The organism is Pseudomonas sp. MPFS (assembly GCF_022537035.1).
In the GTDB taxonomy this organism is placed as follows: Bacteria; Pseudomonadota; Gammaproteobacteria; order Pseudomonadales; family Pseudomonadaceae; genus Aquipseudomonas; species Aquipseudomonas sessilinigenes.
The window spans coordinates 1,233,125-1,256,034 of the sequence record NZ_CP066123.1; the positions used below are offsets into that span (position 1 = coordinate 1,233,125).

Annotated in this window: 15 protein-coding genes; 11 read left to right on the forward strand and 4 right to left on the reverse strand. The window is 64.0% G+C overall.

All coding sequences use genetic code 11. The features are described from left to right. The first annotated feature begins 53 nt into the window (after positions 1-53). The 3 genes from thrC (at position 54) to I9018_RS05555 (ending at position 6,499) form a co-directional block, all read left to right on the forward strand. Entirely contained in the window at positions 54-1,463 is a 1,410-nt protein-coding gene (gene thrC / locus I9018_RS05545; protein ID WP_068583604.1) for a threonine synthase, read from the forward strand. A gap of 88 nt (positions 1,464-1,551) precedes the next feature. Continuing rightward, positions 1,552-5,145: a transporter substrate-binding domain-containing protein gene (locus tag I9018_RS05550; protein WP_241108914.1), complete on the forward strand. Its 3,594-nt coding sequence runs from the start codon at positions 1,552-1,554 to the stop codon at positions 5,143-5,145. Positions 5,146-5,236: 91 nt separating this feature from the next. Then, positions 5,237-6,499 (forward strand): EAL domain-containing response regulator, encoded by a 1,263-nt coding sequence (locus I9018_RS05555; RefSeq protein WP_241108915.1) that lies wholly within the window; start codon positions 5,237-5,239, stop codon positions 6,497-6,499. On the opposite strand, the gene I9018_RS05560 is transcribed toward I9018_RS05555, so the two are convergent. Next, positions 6,496-7,158, reverse strand: coding sequence for a response regulator transcription factor (locus tag I9018_RS05560; protein ID WP_241108916.1), 663 nt, complete (start codon positions 7,156-7,158; stop codon positions 6,496-6,498). The genes I9018_RS05555 and I9018_RS05560 overlap by 4 nt on opposite strands. A gap of 196 nt (positions 7,159-7,354) precedes the next feature. Here I9018_RS05560 and I9018_RS05565 point away from each other — a divergent pair, with 196 nt between their 5' ends. Then, the gene (locus I9018_RS05565) at positions 7,355-7,642 is read left to right on the forward strand and encodes a DUF3509 domain-containing protein (RefSeq protein ID WP_068583615.1); all 288 of its coding nucleotides are present in this window, start codon (positions 7,355-7,357) and stop codon (positions 7,640-7,642) included. Positions 7,643-7,809: 167 nt separating this feature from the next. Here the strand turns inward: I9018_RS05565 and I9018_RS05570 are convergent, their stop codons facing one another. Both I9018_RS05570 and I9018_RS05575 read right to left on the reverse strand, forming a co-directional pair. Beyond that, entirely contained in the window at positions 7,810-8,658 is an 849-nt protein-coding gene (locus I9018_RS05570; RefSeq protein WP_241108917.1) for a TIGR02285 family protein, read from the reverse strand. 40 nt (positions 8,659-8,698) lie between these two features. After that, positions 8,699-9,898 (reverse strand): CaiB/BaiF CoA-transferase family protein, encoded by a 1,200-nt coding sequence (locus I9018_RS05575; RefSeq protein WP_068583622.1) that lies wholly within the window; start codon positions 9,896-9,898, stop codon positions 8,699-8,701. A gap of 309 nt (positions 9,899-10,207) precedes the next feature. Here I9018_RS05575 and I9018_RS05580 point away from each other — a divergent pair, with 309 nt between their 5' ends. From I9018_RS05580 to I9018_RS05605, 6 genes are all read left to right on the forward strand, one after another. Beyond that, a complete protein-coding gene (locus tag I9018_RS05580) occupies positions 10,208-10,828 on the forward strand; it encodes a YjfI family protein (RefSeq protein WP_068583624.1) in 621 nt (206 codons plus the stop codon). 15 nt (positions 10,829-10,843) lie between these two features. Next, positions 10,844-11,539, forward strand: coding sequence for a PspA/IM30 family protein (locus I9018_RS05585; RefSeq protein WP_068583625.1), 696 nt, complete (start codon positions 10,844-10,846; stop codon positions 11,537-11,539). 66 nt (positions 11,540-11,605) lie between these two features. Continuing rightward, a complete protein-coding gene (locus tag I9018_RS05590; protein ID WP_241108918.1) occupies positions 11,606-12,247 on the forward strand; it encodes an OB-fold-containig protein in 642 nt (213 codons plus the stop codon). 36 nt (positions 12,248-12,283) lie between these two features. Further along, a complete protein-coding gene (locus I9018_RS05595; protein WP_241108919.1) occupies positions 12,284-14,356 on the forward strand; it encodes a flotillin family protein in 2,073 nt (690 codons plus the stop codon). Positions 14,357-14,505: 149 nt separating this feature from the next. Next, positions 14,506-19,653 carry a DNA repair ATPase gene (locus I9018_RS05600; RefSeq protein WP_241108920.1) on the forward strand — a complete coding sequence of 1,716 codons (5,148 nt, stop codon included), beginning with the start codon at positions 14,506-14,508 and terminating at the stop codon, positions 19,651-19,653. A 45-nt stretch (positions 19,654-19,698) separates the two neighbouring features. Then, positions 19,699-20,388 (forward strand): phospholipase D-like domain-containing protein, encoded by a 690-nt coding sequence (locus tag I9018_RS05605; protein WP_241108921.1) that lies wholly within the window; start codon positions 19,699-19,701, stop codon positions 20,386-20,388. Between the two features lie 24 nt (positions 20,389-20,412). Here I9018_RS05605 and I9018_RS05610 read toward each other — a convergent pair whose 3' ends face one another. Beyond that, on the reverse strand, positions 20,413-22,149 hold the full coding sequence (locus I9018_RS05610) for a hypothetical protein (RefSeq protein WP_241108922.1): 1,737 nt from the start codon (positions 22,147-22,149) through the stop codon (positions 20,413-20,415). A gap of 218 nt (positions 22,150-22,367) precedes the next feature. Here I9018_RS05610 and I9018_RS05615 point away from each other — a divergent pair, with 218 nt between their 5' ends. Continuing rightward, positions 22,368-22,910 (forward strand): YaeQ family protein, encoded by a 543-nt coding sequence (locus I9018_RS05615; protein ID WP_241108923.1) that lies wholly within the window; start codon positions 22,368-22,370, stop codon positions 22,908-22,910.

Here is a 22,910-nt window from a genome sequence, read left to right on the forward strand (position 1 = left end):
TGACTTGTCGCTTGTAGCTTGCAGCTTGCAGCTCAAACCGAAGGTTTGCTCTTATGCGTTACATCAGCACCCGCGGCCAGGCACCGGCCCTGAATTTCGAAGATGTACTGCTGGCCGGTCTGGCCAGCGATGGCGGTCTCTATGTGCCGGAGAACCTGCCGCGTTTCACCCAGGAAGAAATCGCCTCTTGGGCTGGCTTGCCGTATCACGAGCTGGCGTTCCGGGTCATGCGCCCATTCGTCAGCGGCAGCATCGCCGATGCCGACTTCAAGAAGATCCTCGAGGAAACCTACGGCGTCTTCGCCCATGGCTCGGTGGCACCGCTGCGCCAGCTCAATGGCAACGAATGGGTGATGGAGCTGTTCCACGGCCCGACCCTGGCGTTCAAGGACTTCGCCCTGCAACTGCTGGGTCGCCTGCTGGATCACGTCCTGGAGAAGCGCGGCGAGCGCGTGGTGATCATCGGCGCCACTTCCGGCGATACCGGCTCGGCGGCCATCGAAGGCTGCAAGCGTTGCGATAACGTCGACATCTTCATCCTGCACCCGCACAACCGGGTTTCGGAAGTGCAGCGTCGGCAGATGACCACCATCCTGGGCGAGAACATCCACAACATCGCCATCGAAGGCAACTTCGACGACTGCCAGGAGATGGTCAAGGCCAGCTTCGCCGACCAGGGCTTCCTCAAGGGCACTCGCCTGGTGGCGGTCAACTCCATCAACTGGGCGCGGATCATGGCCCAGATCGTCTACTACTTCCATGCGGCCCTGCAGCTGGGTGGCCCGGCGCGTTCCGTGGCGTTCTCGGTGCCCACCGGCAACTTCGGCGATATCTTCGCCGGTTACCTGGCGCGCAACATGGGCCTGCCGATCAGCCAACTGATCGTGGCGACCAACCGCAACGACATCCTGCACCGCTTCATGAGCGGCAACCAGTACGTCAAGGAAACCCTGCACGCAACCCTGTCGCCGTCCATGGACATCATGGTTTCGTCGAACTTCGAGCGCCTGCTGTTCGACCTGCACGGTCGCAATGGCGCAGCTATCGCTGGCTTGATGGATAACTTCAAGCAGGGCGGCGGCTTCAGCGTCGACCAGGACCGCTGGACCGAAGCGCGCAAGCTGTTCGACTCCCTGGCGGTGAATGACGAGCAAACCTGCCAAACCATCGCCGAAGTCTTCGCCCAGACTGGCGAGGTGCTGGACCCGCACACCGCCATTGGCGTGCGGGCGGCCCGCGAGTGCCGTCGCAGCCTCGATACACCGATGGTCACCCTCGGTACGGCGCATCCGGTCAAGTTCCCGGATGCGGTAGAGAAGGCCGGCGTCGGCAAGGCCCTGGAGCTGCCAGCGCACCTGGCCGACCTGTTCCAGCGTGAAGAGCGTTGCACGGTCCTGGCCAACGACCTCAAAGCAGTGCAGGCTTTTGTCAGCCAGCACGGCAATCGCGGCAAGCCACTCTGATCTACCGGTCTTGCCGATCACGAAGCCCGTCTCCTGACGGGCTTTGTTTTTTTGCGCACCTGTTGCCCAGCACAGGCAGGGAGCCCGGATGATGCCCCATCGAACTTCTCGCCGTTGCCCTGCGCTGTTCTGGCTGCTCGCCGGCCTGCTGGCCTGGGCCATGCTCCACGCCTTGCCGGCCAGCGCAGCGAAGAGCCTGCCCTTCAAGCTGGTGCCGGCTTTCATCGACCTCGAGCCGCTGGACCTGAAGCCTGCCGAGCGCCAATGGCTGGCGGCGCACCGGACCCTGCGGGTAGGCATCGCCATCGACGACTACCAGCCCATCGATATCACCCGCGACCGCAACCGTTACCAGGGCATCAGCGCCGATTACCTGGGGCTGGTGGGCGAACGACTGGGGGTGAGCATGGAGGTGCTGGGGTTTTCCGAGCGGGAACAGGCGGTCGAGGCCCTGCGCAACGGCACCATCGATATCCTCACCAGCGCCAACGGTTATGAGCGCGGTGTGCCGGGGCTGCGTTTCACCAGTGACTACATGCCGGACAAAGCCGTGGTGGTCGTGCGCCGTGACGAGCTGGAGCCCGATGACGACCTGGCCGGCAAGCGCTTGGTGCTGCTCGATGGCTATGCCAATGCCGCGCAGGTCCATGCGGCCTACCCGGACAGCCAGATCATGCTCTCGCCCAACCTCTACAGCGGCCTGGAGGCTCTGAACCAGGGCGATACCGATGTCTTTATCGGCAACGAGATCATCGTCCGCGCCTACAAGGCCCTGCGACCCTACCTGGCGGTGCAGATCCATGAGCAAAGCCGCTTGCCGCCCACTGGCTTCGCCTTCGCTACCCGTGATGACAACCCGCGCCTGGCGCAATTGTTGGAAGAGGCGCTGCAGAGCATCGACGAATCGCTGCGCCGGGAAATCCAGGCGCGCTGGACCACGGGCCTGGGCACCAACTCCGGCGAGCGCATCGAGCTGAGCGCCGAGGAGCAGGCCTGGATTCTCCAGCATCCCCATGTCCTGGTGGCGTCCCAGTCCTATCCGCCCCATGTGTTCAAGGACAAGGAAGGACGTTGGGTCGGCCTGAACATCGACCTGCTCAACCGGATTGCGCGCATGACCGGGCTGCATTTCGTCCACAAGCAGAGCGCGTCCACCGCCCAGACCCTGGAGTTGCTGGAAAGCGGTCAGGCGCAGATGAATACCACCCTGACCGACAGCGAGGACCGGCGGCTGTTCCTGAACTTCTCCCACGCCTTCGGTGGCGCCTCCTGGGTGTTCGTCGTTCGTCCCGAGGATCGTCGCCTGGGCAGCCTCAAGCAGATGGCGGGCGAGGTGTTGGCGCTGCCGGCCCGGCATACCCTGGAAAGCTATATCCGGCGCAACTATCCCGATATCCGTCTGCGCAGCGTGGCCAACTACGAGGAGGCTCGGGCCCTGGTCAAGAGCGGCGAAGCCCTGGCCACCATCCAGAACGAGATCCAGGTACAAGCGCTGGACCTGGCCTATGAAGGGTTGCGGGCAGGGCGCAGCGTCGAGGGGACCTGGTCCGCCGACGAGTTCGCCGTGCGCAAGGACCAGCCTGAATTGCTGAGCATCCTGAACAAGGCCCTGGAGGCCCTGCCAGTGGCCGAGCTCAGTGCCACGCGCCTGAAGTGGCTGGGCTCGACCCCGGTGCCGATGCCCGTCTGGCAACGGGTGCCGGATTGGGTCTACTGGGCCATCTGTACAGCGCTGCTGTTCGGTCTGCTGTCGCTGGCCTGGAGCAGCCGGCTCAAGCGCCAGATCCAGCAGCGGCTGGAGGCCGAGCAGCGCTTGAACGACCAGCTGGCCTTCAAGCGCGCGTTGCTCGACGGCATGCCCAACCCGGTTTTCGTCCGCGACCTGCAAGGGCGCCTGATCACTTGCAACAAGAGCTACGAACAGCAACTGGGCACTCGCCTGGAGCGGATCCAGGGGCGCCGGTTGATCGACCTGGACCTGCTGCCGGCAGACACCGCCCGCCAGCTGCATGACGAACTCATGCAACTGCTGGCCTCCGAGCAGTCGGTGTTCGCCGACCGGCAAGTGGAAACCCGCCACGGGCCGATCCACGCCTACCAATGGACGGTGCCGTTCTACAGCGCCGAAGGGCAGTTACAGGGGCTTTTGGGCGGTTGGATCGATATCACCGAGCGCAAGCGCCTGGAGAACCAGCTGGTCCAGGCGCGCCAGGCCGCCGACCAGGCCAATGCGGCCAAGAGCGCCTTCCTCTCCACCATGAGCCATGAAATCCGCACGCCGATGACTGCGATCATCGGCCTGCTGGAGCTGGAGAAGGAACAGGCCAGGGTGCGCGGCGCGCCGTTCTCCGAAGCCCTGCGGGTGGCGTACCAGTCCGCCCAGGAGCTGATCAGCCTGATGGGCGACAGCCTCGACCTGGCCAAGATCGAGGCCGGCTACATGCAACTGGCGCCACAAGCCACGGCCCTCAAGCCGTTCTTCGAGAGCATTCGCCAGCTGTTCGACGCCACTGCGCGCAGCCGCGGTGTGCAGTTGCAACTGGTGTTCGACGAACAGGCCAGGGGTCGCTACCTGTTCGATCCGCTGCGCCTGCGCCAGGTCTTGCACAACCTGTTGAGCAATGCCCTGAAGTTCACCAGCGAAGGCCAGGTGCGCATCCAGGTCGAGCGCCTGGAGGTGGACTGTGCTCTTGCCAGCCTGCGTATCAGCGTCGCGGATACCGGGCCGGGGATCAGTCCCGAGCAGCAGGAGAAGCTGTTCACGCCCTTCGTCCAGGCCGATGCCACGACTTCCCAGGCCCATGGCGGCACCGGCCTGGGGCTGAGTATCTGCCGCCAGTTGGTCGAGCTGATGGGTGGGCGCATCGAGCTGCACAGCGCCCCGGGTGCCGGGACGGTAGTGACCATCGAACTGGCGCTGGAACAGCTGGACGAGGACTCCACAGCCTCGGCCACGGCGGCCGAGCGCCCGCCTAGTCGCAGCATCGAAGTGCTGGTGGTGGATGACCTGAGCGCCAACCGCATGGTCCTCAGCCAGCAGCTGATGTTCCTCGGGCATCGGGTGGTAGCCTGCGACAATGCCCGGGAAGCGCTGGAGCGCTGGCAGGACGGCGGGTTCGACTTGGTGATGACCGACTGCCAGATGCCGGGCATGAGCGGTTATGCCCTGGTCGAGGCGATCCGGCGGTTCGAGGCGCAGCAGGGGCGCGGCGCTTGTCCGGTGATCGGTTGCACGGCCAATGCCTTCGAGGATGAGCATGAGCGTTGCGAGCGGGCGGGCATGGACCTGCTACTGGTCAAGCCGGTGACCCTGGATCAGCTGGCGCAGACGCTGGCGCGGTTCCTGCCGCCGCCCTCCTTCGATATCCAGACCCTGCGAGCGATGACCCAGGCCGACGAGCAGATACTGCAGCGCATGCTGCAGGAGTTGCAGCGCAACCTGGCCCAGGAGCGCCAGGCCCTGGAGGTGGCCATGCAAGATCGCCATCCAGGGCGCCTGGGCGCCACCTTGCACCGGCTCAAGGGCGTCTGTTGCCTGATCGATGCCTTGCCACTGGCCAAGGCCTGCATCGAGGCGCAGGCGCGGATCAAGGCCGGGGAAGGGATCGAGGAACGGTGGCCGGCGTTACGGGAGGCCATCGATAATTTGCATGGTGATATCCAGGCAGCCTTGGACGTTTAGGACTTGTCCTATGTGTGATTAAGGTTTGCCTGGTTACCGTGTCGACCCCTTAGTGGACTGTTCCCGCTTGTGTCGTACCGGAGGTTGCCCCATGCATTCGCTTAAAGTGCTGATTCTCGAAGACAACTCGTTCCAGCTGATGGCCCTGCACCAGATGCTCAACGCCAATGGCGTGTACAACGTGCTGGCCGCCGAGAACCTGGAGTCCGCACGGCGTTCGCTGGTGAGCAAGGGGCCGGTGGATATCGCCATCTGCGATCTCTACCTGGAAGAGGCCGATGGCCTGGAGTTGATCCGCGAACTGGCCCGGGAGCGGCAGGCCGAGGCCCTGATCATCCTCAGCGACGCCGAACCGGATGTGCTCGAAGGCGCCGCGGGCATGGCCCGGGAACTGGGGCTGAAAATCCTCGCCTGCCTGCCCAAGCCAGCGTCGGTGGCGGTGATCGGCGAGCTGCTCACGACCTACCAGCAGTTCTCTCGCCAGGGGCCGGCACTCAACCAGGCCTTGCTCCGGGACTTGCTGGCCCTGGATCTGTTCGCCCCCGAGGATGTCTCCCCAGAAGAAGGCGTAGCGGCGATCCTGGGGCACGGGGTGGCACACTTTCAGCCAGTCATCCAGCGGTGTGGCGGGTTGCATGGCGTCGAAGCGCTGGCGCGCTGGGAGCATCCGGAGCGCGGGCTGTTGATGCCGGCCGAGTTCCTGCCGTTGATCGAGTTCGCCGGCCTGCAGGAAGTGTTCACCTGGCACATGCTGGAGCAGGCGCTGGAGCTGGCGGCGGGAGTGAGGCTGGTGATGGGCCATGCGTTGCCGGTGGCGGTGAACATTCCGGTGGGCATCCTCGAGCGACCGCTATTCCCGCGTCAATTGGAGGTCTTGCTGCGGCGCTTCGAGATTCCTGCGCGGCTGTTGACCCTGGAGATCGTCGATACCACGTGCTTGCAAACCGACACCGCTCATGTGGAGGCCTTGCTGCGCCTGCGGATGATCGGCTGCAAGTTGTCCATCGGTGATTTCGGCGTTGGCGGTACCAGTCTGCAACGCCTTCTGGAGTTGCCTTTCACCGAGCTGAAGATCCCTCCGGCATTCGTCGCTGGCATGGCCATGGATGAGCGCAAACAGGCGCTGGTCGGTAGTGCAGTGGGCATGGCCCGGCGCATCGCCTTGGGCGTGGTGGTGGCGGGGATCGAGACTGAAGCCGAGTACCAGGTGGCCAAGACCATGGGCGCGGCCCATCTGCAAGGGTGCTTCATGGCGCCGCCGATGAGCGCCGCGGACATGCGCCAATGGCTGGCGCAAACCCTGGGGCGCGAGTCCGCGCAATCGGCGGTGCGGGCCGCCGGGATGTGTGCCTAGGCCAGTCCGTGTTCCTGGACGTAGATATACAAAGCCGCCTCGCTGGAAAGGCCCAGCTTGCGCATGGCACTGACCTTCTGTGCGCTGACGGTTTGTTTGCTGCGGTTGAGCTGGGCGGCGATCTCGCCCACCGCATGGCCGGCGGCGAGCAAGCGGATCACCTCCAGTTCCCTGGGCGATAGCTGTTCCTTGGAGACCAGGCGGTCGGGCCCCACTTCACCGGCCAGGCTCAGGGCCCGCTGGATGGCCTGGGCTACGTAGGGCTTGTGCTGGCGTGCGTGGGCAATGGCGCTGGGCAGCTCCTGGGCCAGGCTGGCCTTGCTCAGCAGGCCCATGACCCCAAGGTCGAGGATCGAGCGGAACAGCCCGGCGTGGTTGAGCATGGTCACCACCACGATGGGCAGTTCGGGATGATGCCGGCGTAGCTGCTCGAGCAGGCGCAGGCCATCGTTCTGCTGCTCCTCGGGCATCATGAAATCGGTCACCAGCACATCGCAGGGCGTGTCCTGTACCAACTGGAAAAGAGCGGATGGTGAGCTGGCTTCACCGACGATGACCAGGCTGTCGTCCTGTTCCAGCACGGCGCGCAGGCCGATCAGGAAGATCGGGTGGTCGTCGGCGAGGATGATGCGCAATTTGTTGTTCGGCGTTGCTTTCAAGGCTGGGCTCCAATGCAAAGGCAGCGTGGGCGGCCGTTTTCTGCCTGTCATATTACCCGTGCATGCTCGATTGACTCAGATCGGTAGCTGTAGGTGTGACGAACTTTCCTCTCTGAGCAACGGTCACTTGAATGTCAGAAAGCTACCGGCATTTTTGTTTTCGAACCTTAATTCGAGCTATTGAGTGGTGATCTAGATGGAAAGTATCAGTCTTTTGTTGAGCGAGGCACTGAGTCCGTACCAGGTGGCCCTGACCCCCTGCGGAGCCCATGGCGAGTGCCTGGTGAGCTTGAGCGATACCTCGGGAACCCTGGTGGTGGAGCGGGAAGTCAACCAGGCCCAGCTGACCGACAAGCGTTTGCTGACCGATGTCGTAGACGGCCTGCATCGGGATGTACTGATTGCCGAAGGCCGGCTGGAGCCCTGCGTGATCGCTGCATTGCGCCATGCCGCCGAAGGCAAGGCATTCGAACATCGCACATGAACGGATTTTCACGGAACCTTCCGTCAATCCCGTTAGTCAGAGTCATTGCCATCAGGAACAGGCATTTTGCTCCGATGCTTGTCAACCTGTTGGTACGGGTCGTATAGACCACGTTTAACCCCGAGTCGCTTCCCCACTTCTCGGGGTTTCTTTTGCCCGGCGTTTAATCAGCGGCCCTCGTGGCCCTGGAAAAAAGCCCGGGCGTCGGCGCGGTACTCATCGCGAAGTCCCGGCTCCAGCCAGGCGGCATACCGCTCCACCAGGAAGTCTTCGCGCAGCTTGAGCAGGGCCTGGTCGATCCGAGTGATGGCTTGTTGGCCCTGGGGGGTATTGGAGCAGCCGATGTGCAACTCCTGGTACTTGTCGGTTCCCTGGATCGGATAGAAAAGCAGGTCCTGCGGGTCGATGCCTTGCTGCGTGGCCTGATAGCGGATTTCCGGCCAATAGCCCAGTAGCCATTGCAGGCGTCCCAGGCGCTGCATCTGCAGCAGGCTGCCCAGGGCATCGTTGCCGTAGTGGGCGCGAATACTGCTTTCGGGGACCTGTTGCAGCAGCTTGTCGAGTTGCTGGCCATAGCTGCGTTCGGCGACCACTCCAAGCGGGCTCTTGCCACTGGCGAGCAGGGCCGGCAGGTCGACCTTGCCGTCCTGGATGAACTGCGCCAGTGACGCGCGATCGGCGCGGCGGACCGCCAGGCCGTTGCTCAGGACTCGAACGCTGGTGATGGAGTAGGTCACCCATTGCGCCCGCTCCTTGCTCCAGAGCAGCGATGGGTCGCACGTGAAACTGGGTTCACGGAGCATCTGCAGGCCCCGTGCACGGTTGACCCTTACCAGTTCGTGCTGGTACTCCGGCAGTTCGGCAATCAGCCTTGGCATGAGCAGGTCGACAACGCCCTGGCCTTTTTGCTCGCCTTCGAAAATGCTCAGCGGTGGCAGGTCTCGCAGCAGCCAGGTCAGCATCTCTGCGTGGCCCGGAGGACTGGGCAGCCAGAGCAGCAGTAGCGCCAATGGCATCGCCCGCCAGCGGCCGCTTCTGGTGCGCTGGCGGTCCAGTTCAGATCGCTCCGCTGCTGCGCAAGTCGCGGATCTGTTCGGCGCTGTAGCCCAGGCCCGTCAGCACTTCGCTTGAATGTTCGCCCAGTTGCGGCCCGACCCACTCGGTGCTGCCCGGGGTTTGCGAGAGCTTGGGCACGATCCCCGGCATCTTGAAGGGCTTGCCGTCCGGCAACTTGGCCTGGAGGAACATTTCCCGGGCCAGGAACTGCGGGTCGTGGAACATATCTTCTGCGCTGAAAATGCGGCTGGCTGGTACTTCGGCCTGGTTCAGGCGCTCCAGCACCTGCTCCAGGGGCAGGGAGGCCACCCAGCGATCGATCACGCCGTAGAGTTCGTCGCGACGGTTGTCTCGCCCGTCATTGCTGGCCAGGGTCGGGTCGTTGGCCAGGTCCTCGCGGCCGATGATCAACATGAAGCGCTTGAAGATCGCGTCGCCATTGGCACCGATCTGTACATGGCGGCCGTCGGCGCTGGTGTGGATGGAGGAGGGGGTGATGCCGGGCATGATGTTGCCGGTACGCTCGCGGATGAAACCGAACACATCGAACTCCGGAACCATGCTTTCCATCATGGCGAAGATCGCTTCGTACAGCGCCACGTCCACCACCTGCCCGAGGCCGCCGTTGACTTCGCGATGACGCAGGGCCATCAGGGCGCCGATCACGCCCCACAGGGCGGCGATGGAGTCGCCGATGGAGATCCCGGTGCGCACTGGCGGACGATCCTCGAAGCCGGTGATATAGCGCAGCCCGCCCATGGACTCGCCTACGGCACCGAAGCCCGGCTGGTCCTTCATCGGCCCGGTCTGGCCGAAGCCTGACAGGCGCACCATCACCAGCTTGGGGTTCAGGGCGTGCAGCACGTCCCAGCCCAGGCCGAGCTTCTCCAGCACACCGGGGCGGAAGTTCTCGATCAGGATGTCCGCCTCGCCCAGCAGTTGCTTGAGGATCGCCTGGCCGTCGGGGTGCTTGAGGTTGAGGGTCAAGGACTTCTTGTTGCGCGCCTGCACGAACCACCACAGCGAAGTGCCTTCATAGAGCTTGCGCCATTTACGCAGCGGATCGCCGCCGTCCGGGGACTCCACCTTGATCACCTCGGCGCCGAACTCGGCACAGATGCGCGAGGCGAAAGGGCCGGCGATCAAGGTGCCGAGTTCGATCACTTTCAATCCGGCGAGGGGCTTGCTGAGACTGTTCATGAGGCGTCCGCTGGGCTGGAAAATCCGCCTAGCCTAGACCATTGGTCGGCATTAAGGCAGCAGTCTGGCTGCTGCCTGGAGGTATTTTTTCGGCACGGGTGTGCCAATGATTGTGCTTCTCATCCGCTGGGCGAGCGGGTCTAATGACGCGCTTGAATGAAATGTCACGCCTGGACGATCTGTGCCTGTCAGGGTTTTTGAGGGCGTGGGGTGATGTTTTATTCTGAATGATTTTGTTACAAGTACCCCTCATATAAATTACATGTGATGAATTGCGAGTATTACATGTGATGTTTTAGTCTGTGCGCCATGGAAAACAAATCCTCAGCCCATTACCAACGTTTATTCCGCCAGCGCCTGCGTGACCAGGGCCTGGTGAAAAAGGAAGTCTGGATACTGCCGGAGAACGCCAAGGCGTTGCTGGCGGTTGAACGCCAACTGCGCCAGCCCTGCGAGGGGCTGGTTTCTGTGGAAAAGGATGGAGAAATGAGCATGCCGCAGATCTGGAATGCCCGATCGCTGTGCCAGGCCCTGGCGGCCACCGAATTGTTCACTGGCGGTGAAGCCAGCGTCGAGTTGCTCGAAGGCGCCGAGCCGAGCTTGCACGTGACCATGCGCGAGTACGGCGACCTGCCGTTGTTCGTCGCCGTGTCCGGCGAGCAGATCCTGGTGGAAGCACTGCTCTGGCCGCAGAGCGAAGTCACCGACGTAGCCGCGTTCAACGAGGAAGTGCTGCTCAGTCGCCAACTCTTCCCGTTGTCGAGCATTGGCCTGGAGACAGGCCCTGGAGGCGAGCGTTTCTACATGATGTTCGGCGCCCTGAGCGCCACCTCGATCCTCTCCAATGTGCTCTACGAGATCGAAACCCTGGCCGGCAACGTGATCAGGGCCACCGAGGCCTATGAAGGCTACCTGAAGGCTCAGGCCTGACCTGGAGGAATGCACATGAACGTATGGAGCAAGCTGCTCACTGCCCTGCGCGGTGGCGCCAACGAGGCGGGCGAAGCCCTGGTGGACAGCCAGGCACTGCGGATTCTCGATCAGGAAATCCGCGACGCCGACCAGGAACTGCGCAAGTCCAAGGAAGCCCTGGCCGAGATCATGGCGCGGCAGAAACTCGCCGCCGAGCGCGCCGACGCCACCGCGTCCAAGGTCGCCGAATACGAGAGTTATGCGCTCAAGGCCCTGGAAGCAGGCAATGAAAGCCTGGCCCAGGAAGTGGCGCAGAAGATCGCCAACCTGGAAAACGACCTGGTGGTGGAGCGCGAGCAGGCCGACGGTTTCGCCGCCAGCGTCGCCCAGTTGCGCAAGGCCGTGACCCAGGCCGAAGGCAACATTAAGCATTTGAAACAACAGGTCGATACCGTAAAGGCTACCGAAAGCGTGCAGAAGGCCCAGCAAGCCGTGGCCCAGCGCTATGGCGGCTCGCAGAGCAAGCTGCACACCGCGGTGGAGTCGCTGGAGCGGATCAAGCAGAAGCAGGCCGAGCGCGCGGCGAAAATGGAAGCCGCGGCCGAACTGGCCAGCACTGGCAACCCGGACGATGCCCTGGATGCCAAGCTGCGCGAAGCCGGAATCGTCGCCGGCAGCACCAGTGCCGACAACGTGCTGGCGCGTTTGAAGGACCGTAGCAAGTCCTGATTCATCGTTGTGTTTCAGGGGCGGGGCCGATGGGCCTTGCCCGGCTTTTTCAGGGATAGGAAAGCAATGGAAATCTTCCTGCGGACAGTCTTGTCGTTCCCCACTGTGCTGTTCAGCTTCATGCTCTGCCTGGCGGTGATCTACTGGGCCGTGGTCGCCATGGGGTTGCTCGAGGTGGACCTCCTGGATTTCGAGGCCGACTCGCTGCTCGACGGCGCCCACACCACCGAAGGCCTGGCCGGGCTGCTGATCAAGTTCAAGCTCAACGGCGTACCGGTCACCCTGGTGCTGACCCTGCTGATGTTCTTCAGCTGGTTCCTGACGTATTTCACCGAACTCTACATTTTCAGCCAGCTGCCCCTGGGTTGGCTGCGCTATCCCCTGGGCCTGCTGCTGGCGGTGCTCGCACTGTTCCTGGCGGCGCCCGTCTGTGCGGCGATCTGTGCTCCGTTGCGCCCGCTGTTTCACAAGATGGAAGCCACCAGCAGCAAGTCGGTGCTGGGGCAGACTGCCGTAGTGCGCAGTGGCCGAGTCACCCTGGAGCATGGCGAAGCCGTGCTCGAGGATGGTGGCGCGGGGCTGATCCTGCGGGTGCGTGCCGATGAGGCGCGGGCATTCAAACGCGGCGACCGAGTCGTGTTGCTGGAGTATCTGGAGGCGCAACACGCCTATCGGGTCATTACCGAGGACGAGTTTCGCGGCCTCTGAGCCCGGACTCCCTCAGAATCAAAGGAGATTGATTGCATGAACTTACCGTCGCTGCTGCCCATCCTGCTCGGGCTCGGCCTTGTCGTCCTGGTGGTCTTCGGCCTGCTGGCCCTGTTCAAGGCCTTCTACATCAAGGTCCCACAGGGCACGGCCCTGATCGTCAACGACATGTCTTCCACGCCCAAGGTGCATTTCACCGGTGCCCTGGTGTACCCGGTGATCCACCTCAAGGAATTCATGCGTATCTCGTTGATCACCCTGGAGGTCGATCGGCGGGCCAAGGACGGGCTGATCTGCCGCGACAACATGCGTGCCGACATCACCGTGGCTTTCTACCTGCGGGTCAACGAAACCCAGGAAGACGTGCTCAAGGTGGCCAAGGCCATCGGCGTCGACCGGGCTTCCGATCGTTCGGCGGTCAATGAACTGTTCAACGCCAAGTTCTCCGAAGCCCTGAAGACCGTGGGCAAGCAGTTCGACTTCGTCCAGCTGTTCGAGAACCGCCAGGACTTCCGTGATCGGATCATCGAGATCATCGGCAACGACCTCAACGGTTATGTGCTCGAAGACGTGGCCATCGATTACCTGGAGCAAACCGCCAAGCATTCCCTGGACCCGAGCAACATCCTCGACGCCGAGGGTATCCGCAAGATCACCGAGCTGACCGCGACCCAGAACGTCATCACCAACGAGCTGGAGCGCAACCAGGAGCTGGCGATCCAGAAGAAGAACGTCGAGACCCGCGAGGCCTCCCTGGCCCTGGAACGCCAGCAGGCCGATGCCGAGGCCCGGCAGAAGCGCGAGATCGAGACCATTCGTGCCCGCGAGGAAGCCGAGACCGCCAAGGTCAAGGAAGAAGAGCGGCTGAAGGCCGAGCAGGCGCGGATCCAGTCCCAGCAGGAAATCGACGTGCGCACCGAGAACCACCAACGCGAAGTCGAAGTGGCCCAGCAGAACCGCCAGCGTGCCGTGGTCATCGAGGTGGAGAAAGTCACCCGCGCCAAGGACCTGGAAGTGGTGGCCCGCGAGCGCGAAGTGGAGTTGCAGCGCATCGAGAAGGAAAAGGCCCTGGAGGAACAGCGCAAGAACATCGCCACGGTGATCCGCGAGCGTGTGGCGGTCGAGAAGACCGTGGCCCAGGAAGAAGAGCGCATCAAGGAAGTGCGTGAAGTGTCCGAGGCCGAGCGCGCCAAGCAGGTGGTGGTGATCCAGGCCCAGGCCGAAGCCGAGCAGGATCTGGTGCGCCAGGTCAAGCAGGCCGAAGCCGACGAAACCCGCTCCAAGCACAAGGCGGTGGAAATCAACAACCTGGCCCAGGCCGAGCTGGAAGCCGCGGCCAAGCAGGCCGAGGCCAAGAAGCGCCTGGCCGAAGGCCTGGAAGCCGAGCGCGCAGCGCCTGGCCTGGCCGATGCGCGGGTACTGGAAGTCTCCGCCGCGGCCCAGGAGAAAGAAGGCCTGGCCCTGGCCCGGGTACGTGCCGAGCAGTTGATCGCCGAGGCCCGTGGCGACCAGGAAAAAGGCCTGGCCGACGCTCGGGTGCTGGAAGCCCAGGCTGCTGCCAAGGAAAAAGACGGCCTGGCCGACGCCAAGGTCCTGGAAGAGAAACTCGGTGCCCAGGCACGCGGCGAGGAACAACTGGGCGCGGCCAAGGCCAAGGCTACCAAGGACCTGGGTTCGGCCGAAGCCGAAGTGCTGCTGCAGCGCCTGAACGCCGAGGCCGAAGGCCTGGGCAAGAAGTTCGGTGCCCTGGATGCCCTCAGCGACAGCGCTCGCCAGCACGAAGAGTTCCGCATGCAACTGGAGAAGAACTTCGAGGAAGCGATGGCCGCCATCGCCGCCAACAAGGACATCGCCAAGGAGCAGGCCGAAGTGCTGTCTGCGGCGCTCAGCAAGGCCAAGATCGAGATCGTCGGAGGCGAGGGCGACTTCTTCAACTCCTTCGCCAAGTCGCTGTCGGTGGGCAAGGCCATCGAGGGTGTAGTGGGCAAGAGCCCGGTGGTCCAGGACGTCCTGGCACGCCTGCTCAACGGCAAGACCGCACCGGCCGTAGCCGCCGAGCTGGCTGCCGCCGCCGCGCGCAAGGTCGAGGCACCCTCTGCCGAAGCCTGAAATACCTGAACTCACCTGCTGATGCACCGGTAGCCGCTGTCTTGGGCAGCGGCTACCGGGTGGGCTCCAGGGGTTGAGTCCGGGTACCGGGAGCCGGGTTCCAGGCTCCCGCTTTTTTTGCACACCGCCGTAGATCCAGGAAGGCCACGATGTCGGACGCTCAAGTCGCAACTCCCCCGCAGGACGTATTGGACAAGGCTGTCGCCGAAGGCGGCGCCTATGAGGTGCTGCAAAAGCGCCTGCAGGACCAGGGCCAACGCCTGCGCACCACCACGGACAGCCTCAACCAGAAGCGTCTGGACGAGTTCGGCAACAGCCGCATGGAAGTGGTCGGGCGGGCGCGCATCCGCACCGAGAACAACTGCATCGCCCGGGACATCGTCCAGGTCGGCGACTGCCTGTTGTTCGGCTACAACGTGTTCATGGGCCTGAAGAAGGAAACCAGCGTCGCCGACGTGTTTTCCCTGTACCGGCTGGTGGAGGAGGGCGAGGGCTACGAAGCCGAGTCCGTGCCCCTGGAAGGCAGTTTCCTGGGGGCCCAGGGCTTCCTCAACGATTTCAACGAGCTGTACACCTATTACAAGAACACCCGCCTGCTGCAGCTGGCGATTCGCGATGGCAAGCTCCTGGCCAGTTTCCAGATCGGCGAGCGAGTCACCGATGTGCGGGTGTTCCGCTGGTCGATCTCGGCGGATGGCCGAGACGTGCGCTACATCGACAACCGGGGTGAACGGGACATCGCCCTGCCGGCGCCCTTCGATTTCGAATGGAAGAAGGCCACCCGCGAGATGGTGGTCGAGGGCCGTTTCCCGCACCTGAACATCCTCGACACGGTGTTCGTCGAGACCATCGGCGGCGACCTGACCATCAAGGTCGAGAACAATACCGAGTCGGGCCTGGGCATCTACCGTGAAGAGGTACTGGACAAGACCCAGTCCCTGGACGACTCGCAGATCGAGTTCGCCCGCCTGGGCAGCCTGATCCTGCTCAAGGTGCTGCCGTATCGCGAGGAGCACTGGCGCTACCTGGTGTTCAACAGCCTGACCCGCCAGGTGGAGCGCATCGACGCCATGGGCCTGGCCTGCGTCCAGCTGCCGGAGGACCACGGGATCATCTTCCCCGGTGGCTACTACCTGCAAAGCGGCGAGTACAAGACCTTCGAGCAGTCCATGGAAGGCATGCGCTTCAAGCGCTCGGTCCGTTCGCCCAATGGTGAAGATGTGCAGTACATCTTCTACCACCCCGAGCAGGGGCGCTCGGTACTGCTGACCTACAACATGATCAACCGCCAGTTGCAGAACCCGCTGTTCGGCCATGGTTATGCGCGCCTGGAAGACGGGCGCATGGTGATCTTCGCCGCCGAGGGCGACGAGCCGACCCGTGTCCACCCGATGCAGGTCTGGCAGACCCCGTTCTTCACCGAAGAATACGCCGCGCGGCAACCGGCCCGCAGCGGCTTCCTGGGGCGCATCGGCAATGCCGAGCTGGTGCGCAGCGTTTCCGATCTCTATGACCTGTGCCGCGAGATCGACACCCCGGCGGTCTCGGTCCAGCGCTACTCGCTGCTGTGCCAGAACACCCGGCGCCTGTTCGACGTGTACCACTGGCTGGGCAGCGCCGAGCTCGATGGCCTGGCGCCGCTGCTGCGCGAAGTGGCCGCCACCTCGGAACTGGTGCTGGACGAATACGAGAAGGTCGAGAGCATCCGGCTCCAGTCGGAGCAGGCCATGGTGGCCGCCGAGGCCAAGCAGAAAGCCCTGCTCGATGGCTTGCTGGTGGACAGCTGGGACCAGGTACAGAGTTTCGTCGATGCCCTGAACGGCATCACCGCCCAGCGCGGCCTGCTGCTGACCATCCGCGACTATCGCTATATCGACGTGGTCCGCATCGACGCCATGGAGGCCGAGCTGCTCAAGGCCCAGGAGCGTACCGCCGCTGGCACCGCGACCTTCCTGGCCAGCGAGCAGGCCCTGCTGCCCTTGGTCAGCCAGCTGGAAAACCTCGATGCCCAGGCGCAGAAGGCCGAGACCGTGGCCCAGCTCGGCGAGCCCCTGGGTGCCCTGCAAGCCATGGCCGGCGACCTGGACATGCTCTCCAGCCTGATGGCTTCGCTGCAGATCGACGATGCCACCCAGCGCACCCGGATCATCGAATCCATCTCGCAGATCTACGCCCGGCTGAACCAGGCCAAGGCCCGCGCCGAACAGCGGCGCAAGGGCCTGGGCTCGACCGAGACCGTGGCGCAGTTCGGTGCCCAGTTCAAACTCTTCAGCCAGGGCATCACCAATGCCCTGGCCCAGGCCCAGGACCCCGAGCGTTGCGACGAGCAACTGTCACGGTTGCTGGTGCAACTGGAGGAGCTGGAAAGCCGCTTCGGCGACCATGAGCAGTTCCTCGGCGACATCCTCGGCAAGCGCGAGGAGTTGCTGGAAACCTTCGAGGCCCACAAGCAGTCGCTGCTCGATGAGCGCCAGCGCAAGGCCCAGGGCCTGCTGGACGCAGCGCGGCGGATTCTCGATAGCCTGGGCCGGCGCACCGCCCGCTTCACCCAGGCCGAGGAGCTCAACGCGTTCTTCGCCGCCGACCCGCTGATCCTCAAGCTGCGGGAGTTGGCCGAGCGCCTGCGCGAGCTCAAGGACAGCGTCAAGGCCGATGACGTCGAGGCGCGCCTCAAGGGCGCCCGGGACCAGGCCGTGCGCGCCCTGCGGGACAAGACCGAGCTGTTCGAGGAAGGCGGCAATGTCATCAAGCTGGGGCCGCGCCATCGTTTCAGCGTCAACACCCAGGAGCTGGACCTGACCCTGATGCCCCGGGGCGACGAGCTCTACCTGCATCTGACCGGCACCGATTTCCTCGAGCCCCTGCAAGACCCCGAGTTGGAAGCCCTGCGCGACTTCTGGCAGGTGGCCCTGGAGTCGGAATCGCCACAGCTGTATCGCGCCGAGTACCTGGCCGGACAGGTGCTGGACGCAGCGGACCGTGGCCAGGAAGGCCTGAGCCTGGAAAACCTCAAGCCACTGCTGGCCCACCCTGAGGAACTGGCCCGGGTGATCCGCGACTTCGCGGCGCCACGCTACAAGGAAGGCTACGAGAAGGGCATCCACGACCACGACGCGGCGGCGATCCTCCTGCAATTGCTGCCCCTGCGCGACAGTGCCGGACTGTTGGCCCATGGCCCGGCGGCCCGGGCCTTTGCCGCACTCTACTGGGACCGCCAGCAGGCCGAGCCGCAACCCCGGCAATGGGTGGAGCGTGCCCGTACCAGCCGGCACATCCAGCAGCTGTTCGGTCGGCGCGAGGGGCTGCTGCAATTGCAGGCGGAAATCCTCGTGGCCCTCGAAGACTGGCACCGGATGCAGGGCTTCGCCGTGGCCACCGAGCTGTTGCCCGAGGCCGCCGAATACCTGGTACAGGAGCTGGCTGCGGACCGTGTGGAGTTCACCTTCAGCAAGTACGCCCGGCAATTGCAGGAGGCCCTGGCCCTGCGCCTGCAAGGCGCGCGGGTGTGGGACGACTACCAGCAGGCTCTGGCGCGCCTGGCCGAGCGCCCCGCAGCGCAGTGGGCGTTGACCGGCAACTGGCTGGCGGCCTTGTGCGCCGAGGGCGAGTTCGCCCCGCTGGCCGGCTACGTGCCCGAGGCCGTGGCGCTGTCGCTGCTGGGCGAAGGTTTCGCCCGACGGCTCACCGAGGTCGACCTGCGTTTCACCGTGGACAACCTGATGGGCGAGCACCCGCGCATCGAGGAGCGCAGCCTGGCGCTGACGGTGGATGGTTTCTTTGCCCGCCTGCGCGCTCATCGTGAAACCTTCCTGCCAGGCTTGCAGCGTTACCAGAACCTGCGCCAGGGCATCGTCGCTGGTGAACGTGCGGCCCTGCGCTTGAGCGAGTTCAAGCCTCGGCCACTGAGTTCGTTCGTGCGCAACAAGCTGATCAACGACGTCTACCTGGGCTTCATCGGTGACAACCTGGCCAAGCAGATGGGCACCGTGGGCGAGAACAAGCGCACCGACCTGATGGGCCTGTTGATGCTGATTTCGCCACCGGGCTACGGCAAGACCACCCTGATGGAGTATGTGGCCCACCGCCTGGGCCTGATCTTCATGAAGATCAATGGCCCGGCCCTGGGCCACCAGGTGCGCTCCCTGGACCCGGCCCAGGCGCCGGACGCCACTTCGCGCCAGGAGCTGGAGAAGCTCAACCTGGCCCTGGAGATGGGCAACAACGTGATGCTCTATGTCGACGACATCCAGCACACCCATCCCGAGTTCCTGCAGAAATTCATCTCGCTGTGCGACGGCACCCGGCGCATCGAAGGCGTATGGAAGGGCGGGACCAAGACCTACGACATGCGCGGCAAGAAGTTCTGCGTGGTGATGTCGGGCAACCCGTACACCGAGTCCGGCGAGGTGTTCAAGATCCCCGACATGCTGGCCAACCGGGCCGACATCTATAACCTGGGCGACACGCTGGGCGGCATGCAGGAGGCCTTCTCCCTGAGCTACATCGAGAACGGCCTGACCTCCAACCCGGTACTGGCGCCGCTGGCCACCCGCGATATGGCCGACGTCTACCGTTTCGTCGCCAAGGCCGAGGGCAAGGCCTTCTCCAGCAACGAGCTGAGCCACAGCTACAGCGGTGCCGAGATCAACGAGATCACCACCACCCTGCAACGCCTGATGCAGGTGCGCGACGTGGTGCTGCGGGTCAACCAGCAGTACATCGCCAGCGCCGCCCAGGCCGACCAGTACCGCACCGAGCCGCCGTTCAAGCTGCAAGGCAGCTACCGCAACATGAACAAGATGGCGGAGAAGATCTCGGCGGTGATGAACGATGCCGAACTCCTGCAACTGATCGCCGACCATTACCAGGGTGAATCCCAGCTGCTGACCACCGGCGCCGAGGAGAACCTGCTCAAGCTCGCCGAGCTGCGCGGCAACCAGACCCCCGAGCAGGGCGAGCGCTGGACGCAGATCAAGCGCGACTTCGTGCGCAACCGCTCCATGGGCGGCAGCGACAGCGATGTCGGCACCCGCGTGGTGGCCCAGCTCAACGACCTGGTGGATGGGGTTCGTGGCCTGGCTCGGCCCACGGAGCAGCACAGGGTGCGCGAGGTGCTGGAGAGCCTCTCCGAGCAGTTGCAGAGCAGCTTCCTGCCGCTGGTCCAGGTGATGCACAAGAAGATCGATGTCGACCTGCATAGCCATCAGCGTATCGGCGATATCGCCCAGCGCCTCGATGAGCTGAGCCGCATGCTCAGCAATGGTGAAGTACCGACGCTCAAGGACCCTCAACCCTAGCCTGCCCAGCCACCGGCTCGCTGGTGGCGGCCCAAGGAAAACGACATGGATTTCGCCCATCTGGACCGGCAACTGCGCGACAGCCTGCTGGACTTGAAACTGAGCAACGAGGAGCGCGACGAGCTGCGCCAGCTGGGCAGCGAGCTCAGCGCCGACCAGGTGCGCTACTTGCGCAATCGTGCCTTCGACCTGGTGCGCGAGCTGAGCCTGGCGGACAGCGCCAACGTGCTGCCGGCCCTGAAATGGCTGGAGCAGGTGGTCAAGACCCTGGATGTCAGCGTCGCGCCGGTACGTGACATGGCCAGCGCCCACTTCAGCCCCGGCGAGGATTGCCGGCGCAAGATCCGCGAGCTGTGCCGCCAGGCCCGCAGCTCGGTGGATATCTGCGTGTTCACCATTTCCGATGACCAACTGAGCGACGAGATTCGCGCCTGCCACCAGCGCGGCGTGGCGGTGCGTGTGATCAGCGACAGTGAAAAGCAGTTCGATGTCGGCAGCGATATCGCCGCGCTACGGGAGGCCGGAGTGCCGGTGCGGATCGACGACACGCCGTTCCACATGCACCACAAGTTCGCCCTGTTCGATGGTCGCACCTTGCTCAATGGCAGTTTCAACTGGACCCGCAGCGCCACCACCGGCAATGAGGAAAACCTGCTGGTGATCGACCACCCGCAACTGGTGGCCAGCTACCTCAAGGAGTTCAACGAGCTCTGGGAGCGCTACGCGCCTCGTTGAAGGCGCGCAGCGGGAGCTTGTCGGTCAGCTCGTCTGGGAGGGGCGCCAGGCCAACCCGCTGGAAAACCGCTCCATCAACTGTTGCTGGAGTTCGCTGGCCCGCTCCGGGGAGCGCTGGTGCAGCTCCTCAAGGGCTTGATACAAGCGTGACAGGGGCTTCTTGTCGCTGAGCAGGGTGCTCAGGTTCAGGGCCTCGATGGCTTCGGCAAAGCGCTGGTGCTCGATGTGGTTGAGCAGCAGGTCTTCTTCCAGGGTCCGGCTACCGGCCTCCAGGGCGTTCAGGCGGTCTTGCAGGGCTTGGGCCTGCTGCACCTCGTCGATATCCAGGTAGGCGCTGGCGATATCCTCCAGGTAGAAGGTCTTATCCATCTCGTCCAGCTCCGGCAGGCTGTCGCTGTCCAGCAGCTCCAGGGCCTGTTCCAGCAAGATCCTGGCCTGTGGGGTTTGGCCCAGGGCGTGCAGCAGGCTGGCCTGTTCGCGAAGGCCGAGCAGTTGCTGCTCGCCTTCTTGCTGTTGGCGCAGCTTGTGAATTTCCTCCAGGCCGCTACGCACCAACCAGCTGTCCCGGCGATGGGCCGGCAGGCGGCTTTGGATCTGCAACTGCGTCTGCAGGGCCTGCATGCGCATGCCGCTCCAGAACTCGTGGTCGTCCCGGTAGCCATCGATCTGTTGCAGGGCCTTGGCCAGCAAGGATTCGCTCCATTGCGGCTGTGCAGCATGGTGCTGCTCGCAGAGAGTGAGCATCAGCCCCGGATGCTGGCTCGGCTCCGTCTCCAGGGTCTGGAGCATGGTTTCGGCTTCGTCCATCCGGCCCTGGGCGGCCAGGTGGTTCAACAGGATCAGCAGCAGACCATGACGATGCAGGTCCGGGGCGCTATCCAGCAGGCGCACGGCATCGTCGATCGACGGCCGGGCCAGGGCCAGGTCCATCAGTTCGCTGTACGTGGTGTAGTAGAGATCGTCGTCCAGTGCCGCCAACAGGCCGAGGGCCGAGTCCAGTTGGCCGGCACCGATCAGCGCGGCGATTGCCTGGGCCTGTTCTTCTGCGGGCAATGCTGCGGCCCGGGTGAGGATCGAGTCGAACCGGCCTTGGGCCGCACACGCATCGAACAGGCTGCGCAGTACGCTCTGGCGATAACTTTCATCGGACTCCGTGAACGCCGTCCAGGCCTGTTCGAGGCTGGCCAGTGCGGCATCCTGCTGGCCGGCCTGATGCAGCAAGCGAGCGAGCACCAGCAGGTTGCCGACGCTCTGGCGTTCGTGAGCGGCAGGCTGCCGTGGATCGCTCAGTTCCTGGAGCAGTACCAGGGCCTGGTCTTGTTCGCCACGGGCCTGGAGTATCTGGGCTTGCAGCAGCGGCCAGCTGGGCAGGGACTGCTCCCAGGCATCCAACAGTTCCAGGCACGCCTGGGTCTGGCCAGTGTCGAGCAGTGTTTCGACCAGGGTATTGAGGGCGTATTCCTGGGCGTGAGGCGGCAGTTGCTCGTATACCTTCCGGGCCTGGGCCTTTTGTCCTGCCAGATAGAGTTCGCTGGTCACCAGTTGCAAGGCCAGTAGCTGGGCCTCGCCAGGCAGGCGTTCTGCCAGTTTCAGCGCCAGCAGCGGTTCGGCCTTGCTCAGCAGCAGGGTCTGGCTGATCTGGGCGCTGATCTCGCCAGTCTCTGGCAGGCCTTGGTTGTATTTCGCGAGTTTCTGGCGGGTGTACAAGATCAGTGCGATGAACATCAGCACGATGACAAGCAGGGTGACAAAGAGGGTCATGGACTTCCTTTTCTACTGGGCTACGGCTCTGGCGCGGAGCGCGCCTGCCGACTCGCGGGGGGTTATAAAGCCGTGGGGCGGGCCTGGCAACCGACTTTACCCAGGCCGCGCACCTGGGTGAGCGGCGCCCTGGAGCCGGGCAACGGGCCAGCGGTCGGGCAGGGCGGCGGGTTTCGGGTTAGACTTGCCGCCTTTTCGCATACTCAAGAAGCCCGCACATGGCCCAGCCGTCCACCACCTACAAATTCGAACTGAACCTGACCGACCTCGACCGCGGGGTCTACGAAAGCGTCAAGCAGACCATCGCCCGCCACCCTTCGGAAACCGAAGAGCGCATGACCGTGCGCCTGCTGGCCTATGCCTTCTGGTACAACGAGCAGCTGTCGTTCGGGCGCGGCCTATCGGATGTGGATGAGCCGGCGCTGTGGGAAAAGAGCCTGGATGACCGCGTGCTGCACTGGATCGAAGTCGGCCAGCCGGACGCCGAGCGCCTGACCTGGTGCTCGCGTCGTACCGAGCGCACCAGCCTCCTGGCCTACGGCAGCCTGCGGGTCTGGCAGACCCGGGTGGTGGACGCGGTGAAGAACCTGAAGAATCTCAATATCGCCGGCGTGCCCCAGGACGTGCTGGAGACCCTGGCCAAGGACATGCCGCGGGTGATCAAGTGGGACGTGATGATCAGCGAAGGCACCCTCTTCGTCACCGACGATCGCGGCCAGCATGAAGTGCAGCTGGAATGGCTGCTGGGCGAGCGCGGCTGA

Excerpts from the sequence above, each read along its gene's own strand:
- thrC (WP_068583604.1), top strand. The coding sequence starts at position 54 with ATGCGTTACATCAGCACCCGCGGCCAGGCACCGGCCCTGAATTTCGAA.
- I9018_RS05550 (WP_241108914.1), top strand. The coding sequence starts at position 1,552 with ATGATGCCCCATCGAACTTCTCGCCGTTGCCCTGCGCTGTTCTGGCTG.
- I9018_RS05555 (WP_241108915.1), top strand. The coding sequence starts at position 5,237 with ATGCATTCGCTTAAAGTGCTGATTCTCGAAGACAACTCGTTCCAGCTG.
- I9018_RS05565 (WP_068583615.1), top strand. The coding sequence starts at position 7,355 with ATGGAAAGTATCAGTCTTTTGTTGAGCGAGGCACTGAGTCCGTACCAG.
- I9018_RS05570 (WP_241108917.1), bottom strand. The coding sequence starts at position 8,658 with ATGCCATTGGCGCTACTGCTGCTCTGGCTGCCCAGTCCTCCGGGCCAC.
- I9018_RS05575 (WP_068583622.1), bottom strand. The coding sequence starts at position 9,898 with ATGAACAGTCTCAGCAAGCCCCTCGCCGGATTGAAAGTGATCGAACTC.
- I9018_RS05580 (WP_068583624.1), top strand. The coding sequence starts at position 10,208 with ATGGAAAACAAATCCTCAGCCCATTACCAACGTTTATTCCGCCAGCGC.
- I9018_RS05585 (WP_068583625.1), top strand. The coding sequence starts at position 10,844 with ATGAACGTATGGAGCAAGCTGCTCACTGCCCTGCGCGGTGGCGCCAAC.
- I9018_RS05590 (WP_241108918.1), top strand. The coding sequence starts at position 11,606 with ATGGAAATCTTCCTGCGGACAGTCTTGTCGTTCCCCACTGTGCTGTTC.
- I9018_RS05595 (WP_241108919.1), top strand. The coding sequence starts at position 12,284 with ATGAACTTACCGTCGCTGCTGCCCATCCTGCTCGGGCTCGGCCTTGTC.
- I9018_RS05600 (WP_241108920.1), top strand. The coding sequence starts at position 14,506 with ATGTCGGACGCTCAAGTCGCAACTCCCCCGCAGGACGTATTGGACAAG.
- I9018_RS05605 (WP_241108921.1), top strand. The coding sequence starts at position 19,699 with ATGGATTTCGCCCATCTGGACCGGCAACTGCGCGACAGCCTGCTGGAC.
- I9018_RS05610 (WP_241108922.1), bottom strand. The coding sequence starts at position 22,149 with ATGACCCTCTTTGTCACCCTGCTTGTCATCGTGCTGATGTTCATCGCA.
- I9018_RS05615 (WP_241108923.1), top strand. The coding sequence starts at position 22,368 with ATGGCCCAGCCGTCCACCACCTACAAATTCGAACTGAACCTGACCGAC.